We start from the raw sequence: 22770 nt of genomic DNA on the forward strand, positions 1-22770 counted from the left end.
GGGGCGGGCGCTTGGTCTGCCGGCCGAGGATTCCGGCCTCCCGTTGGTCTGCCGTGTCGGTCCGGGCCGCGACCGGCGCATCGGGCTCACCGTTCGACGTCGCGGGGCAGGAGGACCGCGTCCCCCAGCTCCTCGGCGAGTGCCAGGGCGGTGTGGAGGGCGAAGCGGCGGTCGTCGAGGTCGCGTCCCAGCACCTCCTGGGCGCGCTTGACGCGGTAGGTCACGGTCCCCCTGGCCACGTGCAGGCGTCGGGCGACATCCACGAGGCTGCGCTCGGCGCCGATGTAGTGGTACAGCGTGGTCCGCAGTGCCTCCATCGGTGCGCTCCGGGCGGCAAGCCCACCGAGTTCACGGCGCACGAAGTCACCGGCCGCGTCGAGATCGGTGGCCAACAACGCGATGGCGGCGACGTCCGCGTAGGCGGTCGCATGCCTGGGAACCCGCCCGGCCTCACACCGCAGTCGCTCGACCCGCTCCCCGCGCTCGGCCTCGCGGTGAGAGCGGCGGAAGCCCGCGACGCCGTCGACCGGGGTGCCGAAGGCCGCCCGCACCTGCTGCCGAGACAGTGCCTTCGCGATGGTCTCCCACGAGCCGGTCCGGCGCGTGCCGCCCGGAGGCACGGTGCCCCACGCCCACAACCGCCCCGAGGCCACGGGTACGACCAGCGTCGCGGTGGCGCCCCGAGCCTGGAGCGCCGCGATCGCCGCCGCCTGTAGACCGGAGTTGCCGTTCGGCGAGTCCGACCACACCACCACCGCCTCGTGGGTCCGCCGCAGGTCGTAGCCGAGGACACGCGACGCCTCGCCGACGTCCGCCGTCGCGGCACCACTCAACAGGGAACGTACGATGTCGGCCCGGGCCGCGGCTGCGCTGGTGCTCCACACCTCGTGCTCCGCGAGGTAGGTGCGAATCATGGTGTCGGACAGGTTGTCGACGTAGGAGAACAGCTCGCGGGAGATCGCCGTGACCTCGTCGACCGCCACCTCCGGGTCGACCAGCTCGGCACCGGCCCGCAGGAACGCCTCGGCCGTTGCCGCGTGCCCGATCCGGACGCCCTGCAACACCTGTTCGAGCGGTACGGCCCGGTGGACGAACTCGCGGATGCCCTCCAGGGTCGCCTCGGCGGTGGGCGGAGCGGCGCCCGGGCCTTCCACCAGAGTGAACAGCGCCCGCAGGGTGGTCGCTTCATTGCCACGGCGGAGCATCTCGACCGCGGCTGGGCTACCGCCGAGGGTCGGCACCTCCTCGACGATCCGCCGCACGACCACCGAGCTCAGTTCGATCGCCCAGCGCACGGGGTTCGCGCCGACGCGCGCGACGGCGTCCTCGACGATCGCGCGCGGGCATGCCGCTCGGTCGACGTCGACCTCACCTTGCGGGCCCAGCCGCGCGATCCAGGCCCGCCGCAACTGCCGACCGGTCTCTGTCACAAGCCCCTCCTGCGGGTTACGACATCGCGACGGGGTCACCCACGTCAGGGGACGCCGAAGAAGCTGCCCGACCGGGCGGACCGGGCCGACCGGGCCGGTCCGGCGAGACGCCGCGCGTGTACGGCGTCCCGCCGGCGCTATCAGCTCCTTCACTTGCCCCGGCAAGTACTTTCACTTGCCTGAGCAAGTGAAAAAGTAACCCATTGAGAGTTGCCCAGGCAAGTGATGCGAGTTGCTCGGGCAAGTATGATGAGGCTCATGGACTCTCGGTCGCCCTGGCTCGACGACGATCAGCAGGACCTGTGGCAGGCGCTGCTGACGGTCGTCATCGCCCTCCCGGCGGCCCTCGACCGCCAACTGCAGCGCGACGCGGGCATCTCGAACTTCGAGTACGGGGTGCTGGCCCGGCTGTCCACGGCCGACGAGGCCACGATGCGGCTCGGCGACCTGGCCCGGGTCTGCGACAGCACCCAGCCCCGCCTGTCCAAGGCGATGGACCGCTTCGAGGCCCGCGCCTGGGTCGCCCGCCGACCCGACCCCGGCGACGGCCGCTACACCCTCGCCACCCTGACCGACGCCGGCCGGCAGAAACTCGTCGAGAGCGCACCGGAACACGTCGCCCAGGTGAAGCGACTCGTGTTCGACCCACTCACCGCCGCCCAACGCCGCCACCTCGAGACCGCACTCACCCGCATCGCCGCCACCGTGCGCCGGGAACTCGAAGGCGGCTGAACACCGCCCTCAGGCAGGGTCATCCGTCGGCTTCGCGACGCCGGTGACGGTCGACCGGGGTCCGGCGGCGGACAGCGGTGTCGGAACGGACTTGGAAGTCGGCCCAACCCGACTCGTCCTCGACCTGCCGGCAACCCTGCTCGATCCCATGACGGATTCCGCTCTTGCCTCGCGGTGCCCACGGCCCGGTACGCCGGGGTCAATCGCGGACGGCGGAGCGCAGGAGTTCGGCGGCGCGGCGGGTGAGTCGTTCCAAGGTGGCGGGGGCGAGGGAGGTGGCTCCGGCGACGGTGACGGCGGCGAGGTCGGGTCCCATGCGGATCAGGACCGAGTCCAGGGTCTGGGGGCCGTTGTGGTCGAAGACGACGCGCATGCCCAGTGCCTCGTCCCCGAGGGCGGGGGTGGGGAGTGCGGAGAAGCGGGCGGTGGTGTTTTGGAACGGCAGGGAGAGCCCGGAGCAACCGCTCAGCAGGGCGCGCGTCTTGGCCAGTTGCAGGGCGGCGCTGTCGCCGTCGTAGACCTGGACGGACGCGACCAGGCGCAGCCCGTTCGGGTCCTCGAACGCCCGTTGTGCGCCCAGGGCGATGGTGATCGAGCCGGTCGGGGCGTCCGCGAGGGCGCGGTCGCACCCGGCGTCGCCACTGCTCCCCGAGTACGGTTCGGAGGCCGGCTTGGATCCGGTGTCGGTCAGGGTGTCCGCCCGCCATCCGGGGCCGACGTCGTTCGCCGTCAACACCGCCCGCCGCGCCTGTTCCTGCGTCAGTCGAGCCGCGGTGCCGGAGGGCGGGGGAGCGGCGGGGCCGTGGGTCATGGTCGAGGCGACGCCGGGGCGGCCCTCCATCGCGGAGACGACGATCGGAAGGGCGGCGCGGTCCTTGAGTTTGACGCGAAAGGATTCCGGGAGTTGCTCCGCCGTCATGGCGTCGAGGAGGAGGGGATTGTTCGCGTTCTGCGCGCGGAACAGTCTCCAGGCCTCTTGTCGGTTCTCGTAGTACACGTGTTGGACCTGCGGCATGGCCTTGAGCGCGGCCAGGGTCGCCTCGCGTTGGACGTTGGTGACCGGGCCGGCGGCGCAGCCGCTCTCCTTCGGGTCGGAGGTCCGGCACAGGAACACCGCCAGATCCGCTTTCCCGGCCCAGTAGTCGACGCCCGGCGGCGGCAGGTCGTCCCCGTCGTCCGCGCTCGCGTCGTCCGCGTCGGGCTCCGCGGATTCGGCAGGCGCGGAGGATCCGGCCTCGGCCCGCTTCGAACGCGGCTTGTCGTGTCCGCCGGAGCACGCGGCGGCCGTCGTGATCGCCAGGAGCGCGGCCGCGCATCCGACGGTGATCCTGCCCGCGCGCGATATGTGAAGGTTCGCCATGTTCGCCCCCGTCGTGAACGTGTCTGGTACCGAGCGTAGTTGGTGGGTCTCGCACCGGATACGCCGTGTCCTGTCGTGCTTGTTCGCCGCGGTTGCCGCGGACGGGATTGCCCGACCGGCCTCCGCACACCGTCGTCACGGATTCCCGCCGAGGGGGTGGGGTCGCCCTGGGGTGGGATCGGATGGACCGGGGGGTGCCCCATCCGACAGGCAACGGGCGCTCCCGCGGCGGATCGTACGCGGCTCTCCGTTGGTTGCCGCACCGCGCCACTCTCGGTCCCGGCCCGTGGTCCGGCCCGATTCGGCTCGAGGTCGGCCTGCGGTCGGACCCGTTCGGCGGGACGGGAGCGCGCGGGATCGATCGCCCTCGTCGCCTTCGGAAGCGCCCACACGCCGAACACCACGCCCAGGCACCGCGATCCGGGTTCGCCGGCGCTCGTGCACGCGACTTCCGGGCAGGACTCTCGGCGCGGGCACGGTGGATCGTCCATGCACCGTTGTCGGTGGGACCTTTCGCCGGAGGCCGCAGTGACGTACGCGATGGTCGCGGCTCGCGCCGTCGACGGGTCCGGTGCGGCGAAGGGTCCTGGAGACGGCGAAGGCCCTGAAGTATCCGGCCACTTCCGCCCGGTGGGCGGGTGTGGCCGGCTCTTCAGGGCCGGATGTCGCGGGGCGCGGGTCAGGCGGCGGTGACCGCGCGGGGTGCGGGGCGGGTGGCCGGGCCGGAGCGGCGGGCCTGGGCGGAGCCGCTGCGGCGTCCACGTGAGGAGGAACCGCTGCCGGTACGGCGGGGGCGCTCCACCACCGGCGCGGTGATCACGACCGGGATTCCGGAGGGCGCCTGGGCACCGGTGATCCGGGTCAGTTCGGCCTCGCCGGAGCGGACCTGGGTGATCTGCGGCGTGATCCCGGCGTCGGACATCAGGCGGACCATCTGGCGGCGCTCGCCGGGCAGGACCAGGGTGACCACGCTGCCGGACTCGCCGGCGCGGGCGGTGCGACCGCCGCGGTGCAGGTAGTCCTTGTGGTCGCTGGGCGGGTCGACGTTGACGACCAGGTCGAGGTTGTCCACGTGGATGCCGCGCGCGGCGACGTTGGTGGCGACCAGGACGGTGACGTGGCCGGACTTGAACTGGGTCAGGGTGCGGGTGCGCTCGGGCTGGGACTTGCCGCCGTGCAGCGCGGCGGCGCGGACGCCGCTGTTGAGCAGGTGCGCGGTGAGCCGGTCGACCGCGTGCTTGGTGTCGAGGAACATGATCACCCGGCCCTCGCGGGCGGCGATGTGCGTGGTGGCGGCGTTCTTGTCCGATCCCTGCACGTGCAGCACGTGGTGCTCCATCGTGGTGACCGCACCGGCCGAGGGGTCGACCGAGTGCACGACCGGGTCGTGCAGGTACTTGCGCACCAACAGGTCGACGTTGCGGTCCAAGGTGGCGGAGAACAACATCCGCTGGCCGTCGGGGCGTACCTGGTCCAGGAGTTCGGTGACCTGGGGCATGAAGCCCATGTCGGCCATCTGGTCGGCCTCGTCCAGGACGGTGACACCGACGTCGGCCAGCACGCAGGCGCCGCGGTCGAGGAGGTCCTTGAGCCGACCGGGCGTGGCCACGACCACCTCGGCACCGGCCCGCAGCGCGGTGATCTGGCGGCCGATCGGCATGCCGCCGGTCACCGTGGCCATCCGCAGTCGCAGCGAACGGGCGTACGGTGTCAGGGCGTCGGTGACCTGCTGGGCCAGCTCACGGGTGGGCACCAGCACCAGCGCGAGCGGGTGCTTGGGCTCGGCGCGCCGGCCGGCGGTACGGGCGAGCAACGCCAGGCCGAAGGCCAACGTCTTGCCCGACCCGGTCCGGCCACGGCCCAGCACGTTGCGGCCGACCAGCGAGTTCGGCAGCGTCGCCGCCTGGATCGGGAACGGCTCGGTCATCCCCAGACCGGTCAGCGTCGCCAGCAGCTCGGACGGCATGTGCAACTCGGCGAAGGAGGCCACCGCGGGCAGCGCCGGGGTGATGGTCACCGGAAGCGCGAACTCCCCTCGGACGCCGGAGGAGCGACGGCCGTAGCCGCCGGAACCGCCGGAACCGCCCGAACGGCCGTAGCCGCCGGAGCGACCCGAGGAGCCGGAACGGCCGTAGCCGCTGCCGCCGGAGGCCGAGCGGGCGTAGCCGCCGGTGCCGCCGCTGCGGCCGCGGGAAGAGGAACTGTACGAAGAATTGGTGGAGCGGGCGTTCGGGTTCACGGGGAACCTTTCTCGACACGGCACGTACCGCGGAGACCCGGCAGCCGAAAGCCGCGCAAGGTATCACGAGAACGAGCCGAAATGAAAAGCAGAAACGAAGTGGGGCGAAGGAATTCGCGCGAACACACTTCGGAGGCGCGGCGCCGTGGGAAAAGGCGGCCGGCTGGAGCGGACTGCAAAGTCCGGGGGCGGTGGGCGGTGTGCGGTCGTAAGCCGTCGACTGCCGCCCACCGGGCGGGGTACTGCGTCGCGTGCCGTCGCCACGATCTCGGGAAAGAGGGACGGGCGGCCCGCGGTGGAAACACGAACGCCGTAGCAGGGCCCGCGACCTCACGGTGCGGCGGGCCCTGGTACGGCCGCCGAAAGGCGTCAGGCGGGAACGATGTTCTCCGCCTGCGGGCCCTTCTGGCCCTGCGTCACGTCGAAGGAGACCTTCTGGCCTTCCTGGAGCTCGCGGAAGCCCTGGGCGGCGATGTTCGAGTAGTGGGCGAAGACGTCCGGGCCGCCGCCGTCCTGCTCGATGAAGCCGAAGCCCTTTTCCGCATTGAACCACTTCACGGTGCCGGTGGTCGCCATGTCGTTCTCCTTTGTCTGGGAAGCAGTACCGGAATCCACACAGTGCGATTCCGCGTCGCCGCAAGGAGCCCACCCGGAGATGACCGGCCAAACAAAAAATGCACCCACGGAACACGCCCGTCAGGTGCACACAAAGTTCATGGGTACCACAACTGCAACTGAGATCAACATAGCACGGATAGCAACGGCTTCGCGGACCCCGACGATCAACCGGTCCCGATGATGGGTGATTTCGGAGGACGGCGACGCGGTCCGTTCGGTGACATGTACGAACATCCACGTGTTCGTTCGTCCCACCGCGTTCACGCCGACGCCCACTCCGCACCGCGGTCGTCGTGCCCAGCGAACCGGCCCACGACTCCCCGGTTGGCCGCGGCCTCGGATGGCGAGCCGAACGAGGTCTTCTTCGCCCCCACGACCCGACCGTGTCGGCGGAGCCGGAGCCGCGGGTTGACCTTGACCTTGGGGGAAGGCCCAGCATCGGTGAGACCGGGCGAGGCGCCCGGCACGAAGAGGAGCGGGCATGGGGCTGCTGACCATTGGGGCATTCGCGAAGGCGTCCCGGCTGTCGCCGAAGGCACTGCGCCTGTACGACGAACTCGGACTGCTGCCCCCGGCTCGCGTCGACCCGGTGACCGGCTACCGGTTCTACGCCCCCGACCAACTGGAGCGAGCCCAACTGGTGACCTGGCTGCGCCGGCTCGGCATGCCCCTGGCTCGCATCCGCGAGGTCTGCGACCTGGAAACGGCCGCGGCAGCACAGGAGATCCGCGCATTCTGGGCCCGCACGGAAGCCGACACCGCCGCACGCCGGGACCTGGCCGCCTTCCTCATCGACCACCTGTCCTGGAAGGACCCCGCCGTGTCATCGACCAACGAACGCCTGCACATCCGCTATGCCGCACTCTCCGACACCGGTCGGGTCCGCGACAGCAACCAGGACACGGCCTACGCCGGATCCCGGCTGTTCGCCGTGGCGGACGGCTTCGGCCCCGCCGGCGCCCCCGCGGGTGCGGCCGCCGTCGAGGTACTCAAGCGTCTGGAGACCGACGGCATCCCGGGGGGCGACCTCCTCAACGTCCTGGGCGACGCGATCGAGCAGGCTCGGCAGGCCGTGCGCGAGGTCGCCTGCGGCGGCACCCCGCCGCAGGAGGCGGGCACGACCCTGACCGCGATGCTCTGGACCGGATCCCGGCTGGCCCTGGTCCACATCGGAGACTCCCGCGCCTACCTTCTGCGCGACGGCGAGTTCTTCCAGATCACCCACGATCACACGCTGGTGCAGTCGATGGTCGACGAGGGCCGCATCACCGCGGACGAAGCCGCCTCCCACCCGCAGCGGTCGCTCCTGATGCGGGCCCTGGCCGGGGCATCCGACGCCGCCGCCGACATACGCCTGCGCGATGCCCGCCCCGGAGACCGCTACCTCCTGTGCTCGGACGGCCTGTCCTCCGTCGTCCCGACCGAGGAGGTGCAGCGGGTCCTTGCCGACGTCGCCGATCCCGAGCGGGCCGTACACGAACTCGTCGCCCTGGCCAACGGCTCCGGCGGTCCCGACAACGTCGGTTGTGTGGTCGCCGATGTGACGGAGTTCCCGCGGTAGGAGCGAGAGAACCGCGACCGGGCTGCGTGTCACTGGATCAGGTCGGTGTGTGGATGCTCCGGGGATCGGGGGCAGACGTAGAGCTGGAGATGGTTGCTTCTGCCGACCACGACCTCGGGTGGGTTGGACCCGTCGGCCCTGCCGAGCGCGGCGACGGCTTGATCTTCCCGCGGGACCCAGCCGCGGTTGCCGCTGTCCCATTCGCCCGAGGCGACGGTCAGCAGCGGGACCATCTCGGCGTCGCAGGCCGCACAGAACCGGATGCAGGGATCCGTGACGCCCCACGGGGGCCAGCCGCCGACCTTCCAGCCGGGAGCCACGGACAGCTCCCTCCGGTAGAAGGAATCCGGGTAGGACACGTGGGAGCCGCTCTTGGCTCCGGACGGGCGGAAGGCGGCCGGCGTGACGCCGGCCGCCTGCCACCTGCTCACGTCTCCCAGTCGCTGCCACAGCTCCTCGCCCAACTCCGCGGCGGTGCAGGGGTACTCGGTGATCCGCTCCGGCGCGAGCGCGCACGGCTCCGGCACGTACCACTCATCCACCGAGTCAGTCTCGGACCATTCCGGCGGCCCGCCGACGTCGGCGATTTCGGCGGCGGACCGCCAGAACAGCATGGTGAGAGGCTTGTTCTCCGGCTCGTGTTCGAGCGGACACCACAGCACCTGAAGCAGATCCGCCCCCGCGGGCGGGCGCAGCAGCGGCACGTCGCGCACGTACAGCTGAGCCACCGGCAGCATCGCGACCGACTCGTCGACGGGCGGCGGAAGACCGGTGTCCCCCGTCTTCGCCGACGGCTCGTACCGCTCCATGAGCGCCGCGTCGAGCCGCTGCATCGTCGCCTGTGCCTCGGGCGTGGGGAAGGAGTCGCCGCCGGGATCGAGGCGCAGCCGGGCCCGGCTGCGCCGCTCCAGCCGCACCAATCCCAGATACCCCCCTGCGGAGCTCCCCGTATGGTCTTCGCGGCAGATCGGCCACGGCTCGCCGGCGGGCCACAGCAACGGCCCGCCCACCGAGCTCTCGTACGGCGACACAGTCCCGGGCCGGGGATGCAGGCGGATCGCCGGGCGCCCCAGCGGAGCCAGCTCGGGAAACACCGCGGTCACATCGACCGGCCGCGGCGGAGTAGTACGAGAATTCATACGAAAGATGCTGCCGGCAACCGCTGACAGCCCTGGCACACCCCCGATCGCTCCCGCGACAGAGCGGCATGCGGGCGGTACGTCGGACCGGCGCAGTAGCGTGCGTCGGTGCCCGTCTCCGGGGGCGATACGCGGGATACTCGCTCAGTCGGCCGGCAGGACTCCTCCGACTGGCTCCAACTCATGATCGCCCGGGACGCCGACGTCGCCGATGCCCTCGCGGTGCTCGCCGAGCACGGCCGTACCAAACGCATCCGCAACGGCGCCAGGAACAACCTCCGGCGCCACAGGAACGATCAGCCCTCGCGGACCTTCCGTCCCCGGCCGGGCTGAGACTGTCGTTCGGCGGCGAGTTCGGGCCGACGTTGTCGGGGCGGGCCCGGATCTGGGACAGCAGATCCCTTCACTGCCGCATCCTCGGGTCCTGGGTGGGGTCGGCGTACATGCGTGGGCAGCCTCGCTTGATCGCTTCGGGGCGCAGTTCGTAGTGCCAGGGCTCGTTCCGGTAGATCTGGCACAGCCCGTATGCGGCGCCGTGCCGGGACAGCCACGCCGTCGCGTCGGAGTGCCCGAGGTCGACCGCGTCCCCGGCAACGTGAAGAGACGTCGCCGCGGTGGCCACCCATCGGGCGGCCTCGTCTTCGGACCCGTACTTGGCGACGGCCTCGCGAAGAAGCTGATTCTGGTACGCCGGGGAACGCCGGCCGCTGTTGACGTAGAACACGACCTTGTCGTCCGCGGCATCCTTGGCGGCCCGGCGGAGGGCCTTGAGCAGATCCGGATCGAGGTTGGCCACGGCCGGAACCGCGTCGTCGAAGACGGTCACGCCGTCGGGGACGACACCGTCGGCCTCGCCGAACACACCACGGTGCTCAGCGCGATCGGTATTCGAGGAGGGCAAGAACTTCGGAACCTGGTGGAAGAGGGTCGCGATGATCGCTGCCGTGACGACTGTCAGGCCGACGACGGGGAGCCGGCGAATCCGGCGGGTCGGTGTTCGTGCCGATGATGGGGTTCGAGTCATGCCGCCAGTCAAGGCGGCGCGGTGTTGTCGGCACGTATGTGGTTTTCGGTACGCCGACGATACGCGCCCACTCATAGCATCGAGAGCATGCGTGTGTTGATCGTCGAGGACGAGCCCTATCTGGCCGAGGCCATTCGCGACGGCTTGCGCCTGGAGGCGATCGCGGCCGACATCGCAGGTGACGGCGACACCGCTCTGGAACTGCTGAGGATCAACACCTACGAGATCGCCGTCCTCGACCGCGACGTCCCCGGACCGTCCGGTGACGAGATCGCCAAACGCATCGTCGCCTCCGGCAGCGGCATGCCGATCCTCATGCTCACCGCGGCCGACCGTCTCGACGACAAGGCGTCCGGGTTCGAGCTCGGTGCCGACGACTACCTCACGAAACCTTTCGAACTCCGGGAACTCGTGCTCAGAATCAGGGCCCTCGACCGCAGACGTGCGCACAACAGGCCGCCGGTGCGGGAGATCGCAGGTCTGCGGCTCGACCCGTTTCGCAGAGAGGTCTACCGCGACGGCCACTACGTGGCGCTGACCAGGAAGCAGTTCGCGGTGCTCGAGGTCCTCGTCGCCGCCGAAGGCGGTGTCGTCAGTGCCGAAGCACTCCTGGAACGCGCGTGGGACGAGAACGCAGACCCGTTCACCAACGCCGTACGCATCACCGTCTCGGCACTGCGCAAGCGGCTCGGTACTCCCTGGATCATCGCCACCGTGCCTGGCGTCGGCTACCGCATCGACACGCAACCGGCGGCCGGCGACGACGGAGCAGACCGTGGATAGGCGCCCGGGCCGAGCGCATCCACGCCGATCACGCGGGCGTCGGCCTCGGCCTGGCAATTGTCAGAACCATCACCGGGCACGCGACGTACCGGGGAGTGGTTTCGCCCACGCGCGCTACCCGCCGACGATGCCGCGGCCTTCGTTCGAGCGGGGAGCGGCGTCCCCGTTCCGCCCATCGTCGAAGCACTTGTGCACGCCCCCGCGGCGACTGTTCGCACGCGTGTCGGACCGTGGGCGACGGTCGAAGAGGTCGACGAACAGCGGTGCCGTGTTGGTGCACCGGGAAGATCGCGGTCTACGGCTGGAGTGTCAGGTCGCGTTGGTACCAGGTACCCGGCTTGCCGCCGAGGTCGGCCGGGTCGGCCGGTCCGACCGGGACGAACCCGGCCTTGGTCAGCACCTTTTGGGACGCGGCATTGGCAAGAGCGGTGGCTGCCCGCAGTGTTCGCAACCCGTGCCGCACGGTCGCCAGCCGACACAACTCTCGGACGGTCGTCGTTGCCACGCCGCGGCCGGCGACGTGCTGCGCGACCCGGTAACCGAGTTCGGCAGCGCCGTCCTCGAGGTCGTACAGGTTGAACCGGCCCAGAACCGCGCCATCCTCGGCGACGAGCACGTAGAAGGCGCAGACGCCGGCCTCTTGTTCAGCCAGCAAGGCGCTGTGCCGGTCGGCGAACCGGTGGTAGAACTCGTCGCCGCGGTCGGAGACCGAGGCGGCGAAGTAGGCACGGTTCGCCAGCTCGAAGGCCAGGACCGCCGGGGCGTTGCCGGCATGCAACCGCTTCAGCTCGGGCATTGCGCAACTCTACCCGGACGGCGTGCCGAGGCCACCCGAGTTTATTCACGGTTGTCGTTTCGGCTTGGGTGATGCGCCTTTCGCTCCGTGAGGGTTGTTCAAAAGCCCTCGAGGTCAGACGGGCGACATCAGGTCGCTCTCGCTGACGGTGTACGTCAGCGGGGGGTAGATGAAATCCGTTTCATCGTTCTCACGGCGCCGTAGTCGGTAGAACTCGCGCCGCTGCTCATCGTCGGCCGACGTGAGGCGCGCACCCTGCGGGAGGTACGCATGTCCGTCGCGAAACCGAACGAAGGTCTTCGACGTTCGAAAGGTTACACCCAACCATTGGTTGTCCGCCGTCCGGACGGCGGGCGTGTCCAATACGATTTTGTGCCTGAGCCGCCGATTCGAGTCGACCGAGAACGCGACGATACTGTTGTGCGCGAGGGGGATCTCGAACCTCTCGTCACCGGACCTCTTCGATTCGAAGATCAGCTTCCTCGGCGGGCTCGCTTCGGGATGTTCGTAGCAGGAGAAGACGGCGATAAACGACTCGTCGGCCAGATCGAGGGCTTGGTCCGAATGGCTGCCCATGGTTGTGTAAGCGTTCGTGTAGCTCTCGATGAGAGCGTTGTTGAAGCCGACCGAAAGCGCCGCACCTTCTTGAACCCGTTGCGCCAGCCGTTCGTGCACTGCCCGGAAACGCTGCGCCGGGCTGCTGTAGCGAGTGGTAGTACGGACGAGGGGCACACCACGTGTCTCGTCGATCCTGGTAAGCGCGGCGCCTCGTCGGCCCTTTCCCACGTCTTCCAAACGAGCCGACGCGGACAGCTCCGCAAAGAGATTGTCCTCGGTTGGCAGAGCGCACGAGAGGATCTCATCCGAGATCCTGGACTCGGGGGGCAACGTAGTCTCCTGTGTTCATGCTGAAGAGAAATTCGTCGCCGTAATCGATGAAGGACGAGGTCCTGTTCTCCTCGGCGTACAGCCTGCGCAGCTCGTTCATGCCGGCCGGTGTGGGTGGCCCCAGCTTCACCAGATCTCCGGCCGCTTTGAGGAACGTGTGGCCGTTCTTGTGAACGGCTTCGGCGCTCGAACAGCGCACCACGTACCCCAGGCGGGTCGGCAGCAACTCGGCGTCCAGCGTTGAGGGCCGGATTTCGTGCGTATACAGGCGGTTGGTGGAAAGCGGCATGAAGAACACGGAGCCGGGATAGAGGGTCAGGGTGAACTGCGAGGGGAGTGCGACGCCGTCGCGTTCTTCGATCGGCTCCTTGAGGCGAAAGTGGAGTCTGGTCAGCCCACTGGCCCCCTTCACGCCGTAGTCGAAGGCGTCTTCGGTCAGGGGCTGACAATGGTCGAGCCCGTCATAGAAGGTGCAGAAGGCCATGACGCCATTGACGGGCATGTCCTTGGTCTTGTCGGCATGGGCCGAGATCTTGGCCTTGGACTGCTTGCGCTCGGCCGTGGCAAGGGTGTTGTGGTAGATCTGAGCGAGGACGTGATTCAGCGGTGCCTGGTTCCGGAAGACGACGGCCGCCTCGCGGTTCAGAGCCTCGACGATGTGCGTGTCGGTCGGGCGAAAGCTCTCGGTCGGCCCCGAGAGATTCGTGGAGCACCGGAGCAGGCGGAAATGCAGTTCGTCACCGTTTTGTGTGACGGGCGTCAGATAGATTCCGCTGCGATGGGCTGTTCCAGGCTTGGTGGACTCCGTCAGGGACTGGAACTCGTGCTCCGCACGGATCCGCCCGAAGTGATCGGCGCCGAGTCCGAAAAAGCGACGGTAGTAGACGCCGATGCCGTGCACACGGATGGGAACTCGGCCGAGGTCGACGAGGGGCCAAGATCCGTCGACGTCCTCGTGGTAACCGTGTGACAGCTCACGGATAACGAATACCCGGGCAGCAGCATGCAGTCGGCTGCCGCTGATCGCGGGTATATCGCCACACAGGTAGACGGTCTTCTGCGCGAGGTCGGCCGAACCGGAAGCAAGGTCATCCGGCGTGATTGCGGACCCGAAGAAGTCCCTGATCAAGTCATCATCGTGCAACATCGCAGGCGCAACCAAAATGTTGCTCGAATCCTCGATGCAGGCTTCTGTCGGCTCTTTTGTGTACATCAAACGGTACCTGCCATTCGCGGATCTTGATGGATTGCTCAAAACCGTGGACATGGCAACGGCCCGCACTCTTTCATTCGCGTTGCGAAGCGTAAATGAAAGGAGACGGACCGTTGAATCCTTGATGCTCTCACGGGGCTCGACAGCGGGCAACGGGTTTTGCTGTACGGGCGGTGTGCGGAGCTGCTCGGCGAGGGCCTGCGGCCGAGTGGACGGCCGGCGGTGTCCTGCCCGGGTATACGGGTCGGGCCCGGGCGGGGCGTGGCGGCGGGACGGGATTCGGGACGTGCGCGCCGCCCGCTTGAGCGCAGCGACCTCGTCGTCCCGGCGGACCTCTCCCGGTGGGCGCGGGACGGGCCGGCGCCGGGTGGGCCGGGGTTACAAGTTATCCACCCGAATATGTGCTCGGCGGAAGATGGGACTGCCGTTCGGCGGTGTCCGGAAGATTTTGCCGACTCATGAGTTGTTCATGGTGGAAGTAAAGAGTTGGTTGGGGCAACGATCACGCTTCCCTGTTGCCGCACGGAATTCTCGTCCTCGGTGACGAGAGATACCCGGCGCCCGCGTTCGGAAATGTACGAAATGAGATCGAAGAAGACACGACCCGGGCCGTCGTTCACCGTTTCGGACCAGAGCTGAAGCGCAGATCTCGTCGTTACTCCGGCGTGACTTCCCGAGCTTCCGCCTCCGTGGCGGTTCCCCCCGCGCTCGCCCAACGCACCTTCCCCATGGGGGATTGGGTACTCACCCCTCGCGCGGCGACGTTCCTCAAACGGTCTCCTTACGCGTACATCGAGCGCGCCGGCCATCGCGTCCTGCTTCGTCATTGCTCCGCCGACATGGAGCAGTTCGCTCTGACGATGGTGTTGATCGCGGCGGAGTACGCGCGCCGACTCGACGACGTCCTGGACGATCCGCGATCGTGAATCCCGGGACCACCCACGACCACCCACCGAGCATCGAGAATGTGTATTCGGCACCCGGCAACGCCCGAGCCCTTGAACGAATCAGGCCCATGTACGAAGGTTATGGATACGACCCGTACCCCCCGCCCGGCATGCAATTCCCTCCCGGTGCCGCATCGTTCCCCGGCGTGGCGGAGTGGCCGTCTCCGGACGAGGCCGCGACGTTCGACGGGCTCGCCTCGTCGTTCGCGGTGGTGGGGGATCCGGGATTCGAGGCCGACCTGGCCCGGCTGCTGGGGAACCAGGCCGAGGACGCTCCCGCCACCGTCGAACTCTCGGCTCCGATGCGGGTGCGCGGCAGTCATCGCCGACGGCCCCCGGAGGCCCCCCTGCCGGCCACCGGTGCGCGGCGATTGGACCGGCTCAGCCGCACGTTGGTGGTGGTCAGCGTCGTGCTGGTCGCCGCGATCGGTGTGCTCGGCGCGGTGATCACCCTCGCACCGCTACGGCACACCGCCGGCGCCACCGACGGCCCGGCCCGGTGGTGGCCCGTCCTGGTCCAGGGACCGTGGGTGGTGGCCTCGCTGTCGATCCTGCGTTCCAGCCTGCACCGCCGCCGGGCACTGCACTCGTGGATCGTGGTCACCGCCTTCGCCGGCCTGTCCATGGCGCTGTCCGTCAGCCACGCCTCCATGACCGTCCAGGGCGTCGTCGTCGCCGTCCTGCCCGCGGTGGCGACCACGGCCTGCCTGCACCAGCTCGTACGCCAGATCACCCTCACCCGACCACCCCGACGATCCACCGCCGTCCAACGCCGCGATCCCGCACCCTGAACCGCGCCCGTTCGCACGAGCCGCGGGATCCCCTCCGGCGTCGTTGCCCTCCACTCCACAAGACCCGCCGAAACCGAAATCGGGCGGCGCCGGCAGGTGCCGCCCGATTTGCAATCGTCGAGACGACCCGCAGGCCCGATGGGCGCAGAACGCAAGGGCAGCCTCGCCGAACCACGCCTCGGCCGGATCCCCGCTGTGCGGTGCGGTCGGCAGTTCGGTGATGTGGGCCGCGCGGTGTCGCAGGGGCGGCGGCCGGTCTCGTTCGCGAATGGGCGGGTCGAGTGGCCGGTGCCGGTGACCGAAGGGCGTGAGCGGTGTGAGGTGTTCGTGGCCGGCGTCCGAACGGGTGACGGCACTGGAATGCCCGGCGGCGGGTGTATCCGGGAGGCTATCGATGGGAGATGTGGATCGAACATGTGAGGGCGCGCGGTCGTTGCGCGAGATGTCGTCCGGCCCGACTGTGCTGCGGGCGGGGGTCTCCGGGGTCGACGGTGACGTTCCCGGGGAGGTTCGGACTCCGATCTTCGCGGGTCTGGTTCGGGAGTGGGCGGCGGAGGGCCGGGAACTGCCCCCGTTCGTCCCGTCATTCGGGGTCTGTGGGGTCTGTCGTGTACGACATCCGCCGCCGCCGGGCGTCGCCGTGGTCATCGCGGCGTCCGCCACGGGAGCGGAGGAGAGGGTGCGTGCGCGCATGGCGGTGGGGCGTCGTGTGCCGCGGTGACCGCGGAGTCGAAACTTCGCGCGCAGCAGATCGGTCATGGTCGCGATCAAGGTGCCCGCGCGCCGGACAACGAACCGACTCACGAAGGGTCCCTCGATGGAACCGACCGCACACCCCGGAACCGGATGCCCGGTCGACGTGCACGTACTGCTGCATCGCGGACCGAGACTGCTGCTCCTGCGCCGGAGCCGAACCTCGCCCTACGCACCCGGCCTGTTGTGCCTACCCTCCGGCAAAGTCGAACCCGGCGAGGACGTCGTCACCGCAGCCGTGCGCGAAGTCGCCGAGGAAACCGGCGTCGTCCTGCACCCGACCATGCTCCGCTGCGACCTCGTGCTGCAACACCGGCCACCCCAGGGGCCGTTGCGGATCGGCTGGTTCTTCACCGCCGAGGGATGGCCCGGCGCACGCGACCCCGCCACACCGGACACCGTGCGCAACGCGGAACCGCACAAACACGACGAACTCGTCTGGGTCGACCCCGACGACCCGCCCCACGACCTCGTCGCCTACACACGAGCCGCCCTGGACGCCATCCGCGCCGGCACCCCCTACGCCCTGCACCTGCAACAACCCCACGACACCGTGCACGACGACGGCAACGCCTGGCAGCGCCTGGCCGCGATCCGGGCAGGCGACCACGGGAACGAACCGCTGCGCCGCGAACTCGGGCTTCGGGCCGCCCCGCGCATGGGTCGGCGGTGGGTCTGGCAGCCGGACGAGCCCGTACCCGGATCGCTGCGCGTCGCACAGTCGTCGGGTTGGCTGTTCGCCGACGACGGGCGGGTGCTCCTGGTCGCGGACCAGGGAATGCTCGCTCTGCCCGGCGGTGGCACCGAGGACGAGGACGGCGACGCGTTGGCGACGTTGACCCGCGAGGCATACGAGGAGGCCGGCGCCGTGCTGGGCGCGAGCACCTACCTCGGCTACCTCCACGACCACGACGCGCTCGTCCACGGCGGCACGCCGGTTGCCCGCGCCCGCTACGCGGCCCGCCTCACCCGCCTCGGCCCGGCCCGGCCGGATCCGGCGACCGGTCGGGAATGGCGCCGGTTCCTGGTCGACCCGGCCACCGCCGCCGACCTCCTGGGTTGGGGCCCGGACGGCCTGCGCGAGGCCCGCTCCGCGCAACGCGGTGCACACGAAGTCCTCGGCGTACCCATTGCGGGGGACCGGTCCGTCGTCGAGGTTCCGCGCGACCGGGCGGCACCGTGGCCGCAGAGGACGAACGGCTGAGCCGCTGCGCCGCGCCCTCGTCACGCGCGGGGCGGCCGACACGCTCTCGCCGCATGACCACGCGACATGGCGCACGTTCCGGGTCACAGCACCACATACGGTGCGGACACCGTCCGCCGGCGGTGGCCGCAAGGCCCCCGCCGGCGGAGCGGCTCAGACGCCGGAGGAGACCTCGGCCTTCTCGTTGGACCCCGTGTCCTTTTCCTCGGCCGCCGCAAGCTTGCGGTTGCGCCGGACCGAGGAGAAGAAGGACCAGCCGATCAGGACGACGCCGACGAGGCCCGTGATGACCTCGTGGATCTCGTACTGGATGGTGACGAGCAGGATCGCGGCGAGGGCGCCGATCGCGTAGTGCGCGCCGTGCTCCAGGTAGACGTAGTCGTCGAGGGTGCCCTGGCGGACCAGGTAGACCGTGAGCGAGCGGACGTACATCGCGCCGATGCCGAGTCCGAGCGCCATCAGGACGATGTCGTTGGTGATCGCGAAGGCACCGATGACGCCGTCGAAGGAGAAGGACGCGTCCAGGACCTCCAGGTAGAGGAACATGAAGAACGCGGCCTTGCCGGCCATCACGACCGCCGGGACCTTCTTGCCGGTCCTCTTGGCCTCTTCCTCGGCCTCGTGCTCGCGCTCCTCGTCTTCCTCGAGCTTGTTCTCGAAGTAGCCGGAGAGGCCGCCGACGATCAGGTAGGTGACCAAGCCCGCGATGCCGGCGATCAGGACGGTCTCCGCCTTGTCCACATGGATGCCGCCGTGCTGGTGGGCGTTGGTGGCGAAGGTCATCGCGGAGGCGAGCAGCACGATGAGCGCGATGCAGACGGAGAGCATGTCGACCTTGCCGAGCTTGGCGAGCGGACGCTCCAGCCAGCCGAGCCACTTGATCTCCCGGTCCTCGAAGATGAAGTCGAGGAAGATCATCAACAGGAACATGCCACCGAAGGCGGCGATCGACGGGTGGGCGTCGGTCACCAGCTGCTGGTACTTGTCCTTGTCGTCGAGCGCGAGCCGTACCGCTTCGATCGGACCGATTTTGGCGCTGACGGCGACGATCACGACCGGGAAGACCAGGCGCATGCCGAAGACCGCGACCAGGACGCCGATGGTGAGGAAGATCCTCTGCCAGAAGGCATTCATCTTCTTCAGGATCCCGGCGTTGACCACGGCGTTGTCGAAGGACACCGAGATCTCGAGGATGGACAGGATCGCCACGACCCCGAAGCCGGTCCACCCCCCGTAGAATATCGCCGCGACCAGGCCGAGCGCGGTGACCGCGAACGACCAGCCGAACGTCTTCAGAAGCACTGGCTACCCCAATCGTTTTTTTGTACGGGGCTCCCCCGCGCCGTACCGGGCTTTACGAAACGTTGACCCGGAGTCTAGGGCGTTGCCTCGTGGCCCTGTCACCTGCCCGGCCCAACGGCTCGGAACTTCCGCTCGCCGCCGTGCCGGTAGACCTCGCCGAGATCATCGCCGTCCCCGTGGACGCGTGAGGATCGCCCAGCGCGACGCCGACGCGTTCGGCCCGGTGGAGACCCGGCGCTGCTCACCGGACTCACGACGTCCTACGGACGCGACTTCGACCCCCGTGTGCTTCTCGCCTACGCACTCCTGCACAGGTACGGCAATCTCCCCTGGTACATGCGCGAACTCCGCACACCCGCCGAAGGAACCCTGGGCGCCCTCGCCGAAACCTGGTTCGGAACACGGTGAGGCGACATCGCGGCCGGGGTGGGAAGTGGGAGCGAGAGGCTCGCACTTCGGCCCGGGCGGGTACGGCGGGTGTGGTCGGGCCCGAAGCGCCAACGCAATAGTCGGCAGGGGATCGGCGCCCCCGAAACCGACGGCGTGGGGGAGTGGCGATCGTCGGTGATCGATCCTTCGGAACGGCGTCGCGCCTGGCGACGCGACGCCCGGTGGGCTGACCGGCTACGACGGATTTCGACGAACGAATCCGGTGAACCGGTACGACGCATCACCTTGTTTCTCCGGGTGGCGGTCGAGGAGCAGGCGGAGCCGCGCGCACTACTAATACGAAAGAACTAGCGTTAATGTATCCGCAGTGCCGGATGCGCGCACCACGCCGTACCCCGACTCCTCTCGATCGCCCACGTCCCGAGCGGGGTGCGGCCCCTCCTACGCCCGGGGTCGATCATGTTCACACCTGGCATACCGATGGACGACATCGCGGACGCGCAGTTCACGGGCGCCGCCGACGCAGCCTCTCCCGACGATCCTCCGCGGCCCTCGGACCCTCCGGAGGACTCGCCCGCGGCCACGACGTGCGGCATGCGCCGAGACGGGTTCGACGCTCGGAGCGGGAGGATGTCCCGGCTCTGGGGGACGTACTGCCATTGATGCGCGACACGATCGCGACAAACCTCACATCCGATCAGGTCCACGCCTGTCGAAAGGAATTCAGGATGCGCCACGACATCGAGTTCGACTCCGACGGGACGACCCTGCGAGGCTGGCTCTACATTCCCGAATCCGGAGTGGCGCCGCACCCCGCAGTCGTGGTGACGCACGGACTGGGCGCGGTGAAGGAGCAGTACACCGACACCATCGCCGAGAATCTGGCGAATGCCGGCATCGCGGTGATCCTGTACGACCACCCGTGTTTCGGGGCCAGCGATGGGCTACCGCGCCAGGAGGCGGACCCGGTCGCGCAGATACAGGGTTACCGAAACGCCATTACCTTCCTGCAGTCCCGGTCCGACATCGACTCCGACCGGATCGGCGTGTTCGGTTCCAGCTTCGCCGGCGGCCATGTTCTGGTCGTCGGTGCCGTCGACCGCCGGGTGAAGTGCGTATACGCGCAGGTCCCGGTCATCAGCGGTGGAACGAGCCTGTCCCGATTCATCAACTCCGAGGCCATGCGCGGGATTCGGCGCATGTTCGACCAGGACCGCCTGGCACGCTTCCAAGGCGCGGAGCCCGGTGTCATCCCGCTGATCACCGAGGACCCGACGGCGATGGCCGCGATGGCGGACCGCGAAACGTACGCGTGGTACCAGTCCATCGAGCCCGAACGACTCGCCACGTGGCGCAACGAGATCACCGTGCGCTCGATCGAACTGCTGTCGGGGTACGAACCGGGCGACTACATCGGGCGCATCTCGCCCACGCCGCTGCTCATGGTCGTCGCACAGCAGGACATCCTCACGCACAGCGACCTCGCCTTCGCGGCCTACGAACGCGCCCTGCACCCGAAGCGGCTCGCCATCCTGCCCGGTGGCCATTTCGTGGTCTACAACGAGGAATTCGCGGAGTCGCAGAGGCTTATGACGTCGTTCTTCCTCGAACACCTCACGGCCGGAGCGGCGTGCGTTCCCGAGCAGCGCATGGCGCACGGCCCGAGCGCGGCCGTCGGCGCCACCGGTGGGTTCGCACAGCCGGATGCCGCCATCCCGGAGGGATGGGAGGGATAGGAGGGATAGGAGGGACAGCGAGCCGCGGGCCGGGAGGGCCGGCCACGAAAGCGTTGTCCACTGCCGGGTGATGGCCCGGGGACCGGACCCGACCACGGGCATCGGGGCCGGGGCCTTCCCGGCCTCGCTCGGTGCCCGGGCAGTCGGCAAACGCGGGACGTGTCAGGGGTGCTGCGCCGCCGGTTGCGACGAAGACGTGAAGACACCGTTCTCGGCCGCCAGGCACGCGGCTCGCGCCGCCTGGTCGGCCAGATCGAGATCGAGCGGCCTGCGTGCCACGATCATCCGATAGTAGAGGGGCGCCCCGACTGCGGCGATGACCTCCGACTTGTCCGTCTCGCGGGCGAGTTCGCCCCGCTCGACGGCACGCTCCACGATTACTCCGGCGGCCTCGTTGCGCAGCTCGAAGAACCGGGCCATCGCGACTGCCGCGTCGGGGTTCCTCGTGGCGGCCACCACCATCGTGTCGAACAGGGCACGCGTGCGCGCGTCGTTGAGGTAGAGGTTCACGATGCCCCGGGCCAGCCCCCGCAGATCGGCGGCCAACGATCCATGGTCCGGCAACGGGATCTCACGTGATCCGATCGTGTTCATCAGGTCCACGACCAGACCCTCGACCGACCGCCACCGACGATAGACCGTTGTCACGTGCACACCGGAGCGGCGCGCGACACCCTCAACCGTCAGGGCTCCGTAGCCGACATCCTCCAGTTCGCTCAGGACGGCTGCGAGAACGGCGGCACGCGTACGGGCGGTACGCCCTCCAGGCCTCCGGGTTCCCGGCGGCGCCGGACCTTCACTCAACGCACTCTCCGACCCGACGAACTTCGACCCCGCACTCTATTACCCGCTGGTGCCGCGCCGACCGAGGGAGGCAGCCGCCACCACCGGAAGCCGCGACGCGGGCTGCCTGAGCTTCCGTCCGGCGAAGGCCTTGCACGTGCGCTTGTGCGCAGGCGCACATTCGCCCATGATCTTCTAATACGAATCATATCGCGTTAAGGTGGACACGTGGGGCGGTGCCTCGTCGGTCGTTCGGCAGACCGGGGCGCGTCCGGCCGGGGGCCAAGCAGGAAGCCATCCGACAGCCCACTGCCGCGGAGACCGCCGTGAACCATACGATCACCTGCCCAACGGCCCGGTTCGATTGCCCGAGCACCCGCTGGGCGGGTCTTCCTCCCGTCGAACGCTCGCCCGAATCGCCGTGCACCAGACCTCCGGACGTCGAAGCGCCGTCGGATCTCACCGTCGCGTCGGGGGATCCTCACTCCGCGCGCGCCGTCCGCGACTTCGTCCGGCTTCGGCTGACCGATCTCGGAGCCTTGTCGGACGTGGTGGACGACGCCGTTCTGCTGGTATCCGAGCTTCACGGCAACGCGGTTCGACACGCACCCGGAACCGATATCACCGTGCGGTTCGTGCACGACCCGAAACGATCCCTGTTCACCGTTGCCGTCCAGGACCACGGTCACGCCCACCCCCGGGCCGCCGGCCCCGACGACCCCGCCGAGCTCAAGGACTCGGGCCGCGGCCTCACCCTCGTGGCGGCACTCGCGACCGACTGGGGCCGGCACCCGCTGCCCGACGGGAAGGCCGTATGGTTCACCCTCGATCTGTCTCGGGCTCCCTCGCTCGGGGACTGTCCGATCGACGAGGGAACACCCGGCCCCCGATCACGGAGTCACCCCGTGGAGTGCTGCCGATGAGAGTTCGTCGGCCGCCTCGATCGGGGACCGGGGTGTGGTTCTCTCCCGCCGATGTGTCCATCCGGCACCGGTCGGCAGAATGGCTCGGGTCTCACGACCGAGTTGTCGGCGCGGGGGATGGCCACCCTGGAACGCGGGTACTCCCACCGGCGTTCTGC

The 22770-nt window shown here is 69.2% G+C and carries 20 protein-coding genes; 9 read left to right on the forward strand and 11 right to left on the reverse strand.

What is annotated here, in order from left to right:
- Window positions 1–86: 86 nt before the first annotated feature.
- Entirely contained in the window at window positions 87–1430 is a 1344-nt protein-coding gene (locus OG948_RS53585) for a helix-turn-helix domain-containing protein (protein WP_331772351.1), read from the reverse strand.
- Window positions 1431–1688: 258 nt separating this feature from the next.
- Here OG948_RS53585 and OG948_RS53590 point away from each other — a divergent pair, with 258 nt between their 5' ends.
- Window positions 1689–2162: a MarR family transcriptional regulator gene (locus tag OG948_RS53590; protein ID WP_331772352.1), complete on the forward strand. Its 474-nt coding sequence runs from the start codon at window positions 1689–1691 to the stop codon at window positions 2160–2162.
- A gap of 199 nt (window positions 2163–2361) precedes the next feature.
- On the opposite strand, the gene OG948_RS53595 is transcribed toward OG948_RS53590, so the two are convergent.
- The 3 genes from OG948_RS53595 to OG948_RS53605 form a co-directional block, all read right to left on the reverse strand.
- Window positions 2362–3522, reverse strand: a complete 1161-nt coding sequence (locus OG948_RS53595; RefSeq protein WP_331772353.1) for a permease-like cell division protein FtsX — start codon at window positions 3520–3522, stop codon at window positions 2362–2364.
- A 679-nt stretch (window positions 3523–4201) separates the two neighbouring features.
- A complete protein-coding gene (locus OG948_RS53600) occupies window positions 4202–5761 on the reverse strand; it encodes a DEAD/DEAH box helicase (RefSeq protein WP_331772354.1) in 1560 nt (519 codons plus the stop codon).
- 369 nt (window positions 5762–6130) lie between these two features.
- Entirely contained in the window at window positions 6131–6337 is a 207-nt protein-coding gene (locus OG948_RS53605; protein ID WP_020554951.1) for a cold-shock protein, read from the reverse strand.
- Between the two features lie 523 nt (window positions 6338–6860).
- Here OG948_RS53605 and OG948_RS53610 point away from each other — a divergent pair.
- Complete coding sequence (locus OG948_RS53610) at window positions 6861–7940, forward strand: MerR family transcriptional regulator (protein ID WP_331772355.1); 1080 nt, start codon at window positions 6861–6863, stop codon at window positions 7938–7940.
- Between the two features lie 29 nt (window positions 7941–7969).
- On the opposite strand, the gene OG948_RS53615 is transcribed toward OG948_RS53610, so the two are convergent.
- Window positions 7970–9079 (reverse strand): hypothetical protein, encoded by a 1110-nt coding sequence (locus tag OG948_RS53615; protein WP_331772356.1) that lies wholly within the window; start codon window positions 9077–9079, stop codon window positions 7970–7972.
- A 108-nt stretch (window positions 9080–9187) separates the two neighbouring features.
- Here OG948_RS53615 and OG948_RS53620 point away from each other — a divergent pair, with 108 nt between their 5' ends.
- Window positions 9188–9412, forward strand: coding sequence for a hypothetical protein (locus OG948_RS53620; RefSeq protein WP_406300748.1), 225 nt, complete (start codon window positions 9188–9190; stop codon window positions 9410–9412).
- A 70-nt stretch (window positions 9413–9482) separates the two neighbouring features.
- Here OG948_RS53620 and OG948_RS53625 read toward each other — a convergent pair whose 3' ends face one another.
- Entirely contained in the window at window positions 9483–10103 is a 621-nt protein-coding gene (locus tag OG948_RS53625; protein ID WP_331772358.1) for a M15 family metallopeptidase, read from the reverse strand.
- Window positions 10104–10190: 87 nt separating this feature from the next.
- Between OG948_RS53625 and OG948_RS53630 the strand changes: the two genes are divergently transcribed.
- Entirely contained in the window at window positions 10191–10886 is a 696-nt protein-coding gene (locus OG948_RS53630) for a response regulator transcription factor (RefSeq protein ID WP_331772359.1), read from the forward strand.
- A 295-nt stretch (window positions 10887–11181) separates the two neighbouring features.
- Here OG948_RS53630 and OG948_RS53635 read toward each other — a convergent pair whose 3' ends face one another.
- The 3 genes from OG948_RS53635 to OG948_RS53645 all read right to left on the reverse strand — a co-directional run bounded on the left by OG948_RS53635 (window position 11182) and on the right by OG948_RS53645 (window position 13783).
- Window positions 11182–11682: a GNAT family N-acetyltransferase gene (locus OG948_RS53635; RefSeq protein ID WP_331772360.1), complete on the reverse strand. Its 501-nt coding sequence runs from the start codon at window positions 11680–11682 to the stop codon at window positions 11182–11184.
- Between the two features lie 114 nt (window positions 11683–11796).
- Window positions 11797–12570 carry a hypothetical protein gene (locus OG948_RS53640; RefSeq protein WP_331772361.1) on the reverse strand — a complete coding sequence of 258 codons (774 nt, stop codon included), beginning with the start codon at window positions 12568–12570 and terminating at the stop codon, window positions 11797–11799.
- A complete protein-coding gene (locus tag OG948_RS53645) occupies window positions 12542–13783 on the reverse strand; it encodes a hypothetical protein (protein ID WP_331772362.1) in 1242 nt (413 codons plus the stop codon). Before OG948_RS53645 ends, OG948_RS53640 begins: the two co-directional genes overlap by 29 nt.
- A 689-nt stretch (window positions 13784–14472) precedes the next feature.
- Between OG948_RS53645 and OG948_RS53650 the strand changes: the two genes are divergently transcribed.
- The 3 genes from OG948_RS53650 (at window position 14473) to OG948_RS53660 (ending at window position 17478) form a co-directional block, all read left to right on the forward strand.
- Complete coding sequence (locus tag OG948_RS53650; protein ID WP_331772363.1) at window positions 14473–14709, forward strand: hypothetical protein; 237 nt, start codon at window positions 14473–14475, stop codon at window positions 14707–14709.
- Window positions 14710–14876: 167 nt separating this feature from the next.
- Window positions 14877–15521 carry a DUF2637 domain-containing protein gene (locus OG948_RS53655; protein WP_406300749.1) on the forward strand — a complete coding sequence of 215 codons (645 nt, stop codon included), beginning with the start codon at window positions 14877–14879 and terminating at the stop codon, window positions 15519–15521.
- A gap of 817 nt (window positions 15522–16338) precedes the next feature.
- Window positions 16339–17478 (forward strand): NUDIX hydrolase, encoded by a 1140-nt coding sequence (locus OG948_RS53660; protein WP_331772365.1) that lies wholly within the window; start codon window positions 16339–16341, stop codon window positions 17476–17478.
- 153 nt (window positions 17479–17631) lie between these two features.
- Here OG948_RS53660 and OG948_RS53665 read toward each other — a convergent pair whose 3' ends face one another.
- Window positions 17632–18780 (reverse strand): DUF475 domain-containing protein, encoded by a 1149-nt coding sequence (locus tag OG948_RS53665; protein ID WP_331772366.1) that lies wholly within the window; start codon window positions 18778–18780, stop codon window positions 17632–17634.
- 1052 nt (window positions 18781–19832) lie between these two features.
- Here OG948_RS53665 and OG948_RS53670 point away from each other — a divergent pair.
- The gene (locus OG948_RS53670; RefSeq protein WP_331772368.1) at window positions 19833–20906 is read left to right on the forward strand and encodes an alpha/beta hydrolase; all 1074 of its coding nucleotides are present in this window, start codon (window positions 19833–19835) and stop codon (window positions 20904–20906) included.
- A gap of 162 nt (window positions 20907–21068) precedes the next feature.
- On the opposite strand, the gene OG948_RS53675 is transcribed toward OG948_RS53670, so the two are convergent.
- The gene (locus OG948_RS53675) at window positions 21069–21710 is read right to left on the reverse strand and encodes a TetR/AcrR family transcriptional regulator (RefSeq protein ID WP_331772369.1); all 642 of its coding nucleotides are present in this window, start codon (window positions 21708–21710) and stop codon (window positions 21069–21071) included.
- A gap of 305 nt (window positions 21711–22015) precedes the next feature.
- Between OG948_RS53675 and OG948_RS53680 the strand changes: the two genes are divergently transcribed.
- On the forward strand, window positions 22016–22612 hold the full coding sequence (locus OG948_RS53680; RefSeq protein ID WP_331772370.1) for an ATP-binding protein: 597 nt from the start codon (window positions 22016–22018) through the stop codon (window positions 22610–22612).
- The last annotated feature ends 158 nt before the right edge of the window (window positions 22613–22770 follow it).

Source organism: Embleya sp. NBC_00888 (assembly GCF_045207655.1).
Taxonomy (GTDB): domain Bacteria; phylum Actinomycetota; class Actinomycetes; order Streptomycetales; family Streptomycetaceae; genus Embleya.

Excerpts from the sequence above, each read along its gene's own strand:
- OG948_RS53590 (WP_331772352.1), top strand. The coding sequence starts at position 1,689 with ATGGACTCTCGGTCGCCCTGGCTCGACGACGATCAGCAGGACCTGTGG.
- OG948_RS53595 (WP_331772353.1), bottom strand. The coding sequence starts at position 3,522 with ATGGCGAACCTTCACATATCGCGCGCGGGCAGGATCACCGTCGGATGC.
- OG948_RS53605 (WP_020554951.1), bottom strand. The coding sequence starts at position 6,337 with ATGGCGACCACCGGCACCGTGAAGTGGTTCAATGCGGAAAAGGGCTTC.
- OG948_RS53610 (WP_331772355.1), top strand. The coding sequence starts at position 6,861 with ATGGGGCTGCTGACCATTGGGGCATTCGCGAAGGCGTCCCGGCTGTCG.
- OG948_RS53615 (WP_331772356.1), bottom strand. The coding sequence starts at position 9,079 with ATGAATTCTCGTACTACTCCGCCGCGGCCGGTCGATGTGACCGCGGTG.
- OG948_RS53625 (WP_331772358.1), bottom strand. The coding sequence starts at position 10,103 with ATGACTCGAACCCCATCATCGGCACGAACACCGACCCGCCGGATTCGC.
- OG948_RS53630 (WP_331772359.1), top strand. The coding sequence starts at position 10,191 with ATGCGTGTGTTGATCGTCGAGGACGAGCCCTATCTGGCCGAGGCCATT.
- OG948_RS53635 (WP_331772360.1), bottom strand. The coding sequence starts at position 11,682 with ATGCCCGAGCTGAAGCGGTTGCATGCCGGCAACGCCCCGGCGGTCCTG.
- OG948_RS53645 (WP_331772362.1), bottom strand. The coding sequence starts at position 13,783 with ATGTACACAAAAGAGCCGACAGAAGCCTGCATCGAGGATTCGAGCAAC.
- OG948_RS53660 (WP_331772365.1), top strand. The coding sequence starts at position 16,339 with ATGGAACCGACCGCACACCCCGGAACCGGATGCCCGGTCGACGTGCAC.
- OG948_RS53670 (WP_331772368.1), top strand. The coding sequence starts at position 19,833 with ATGCGCGACACGATCGCGACAAACCTCACATCCGATCAGGTCCACGCC.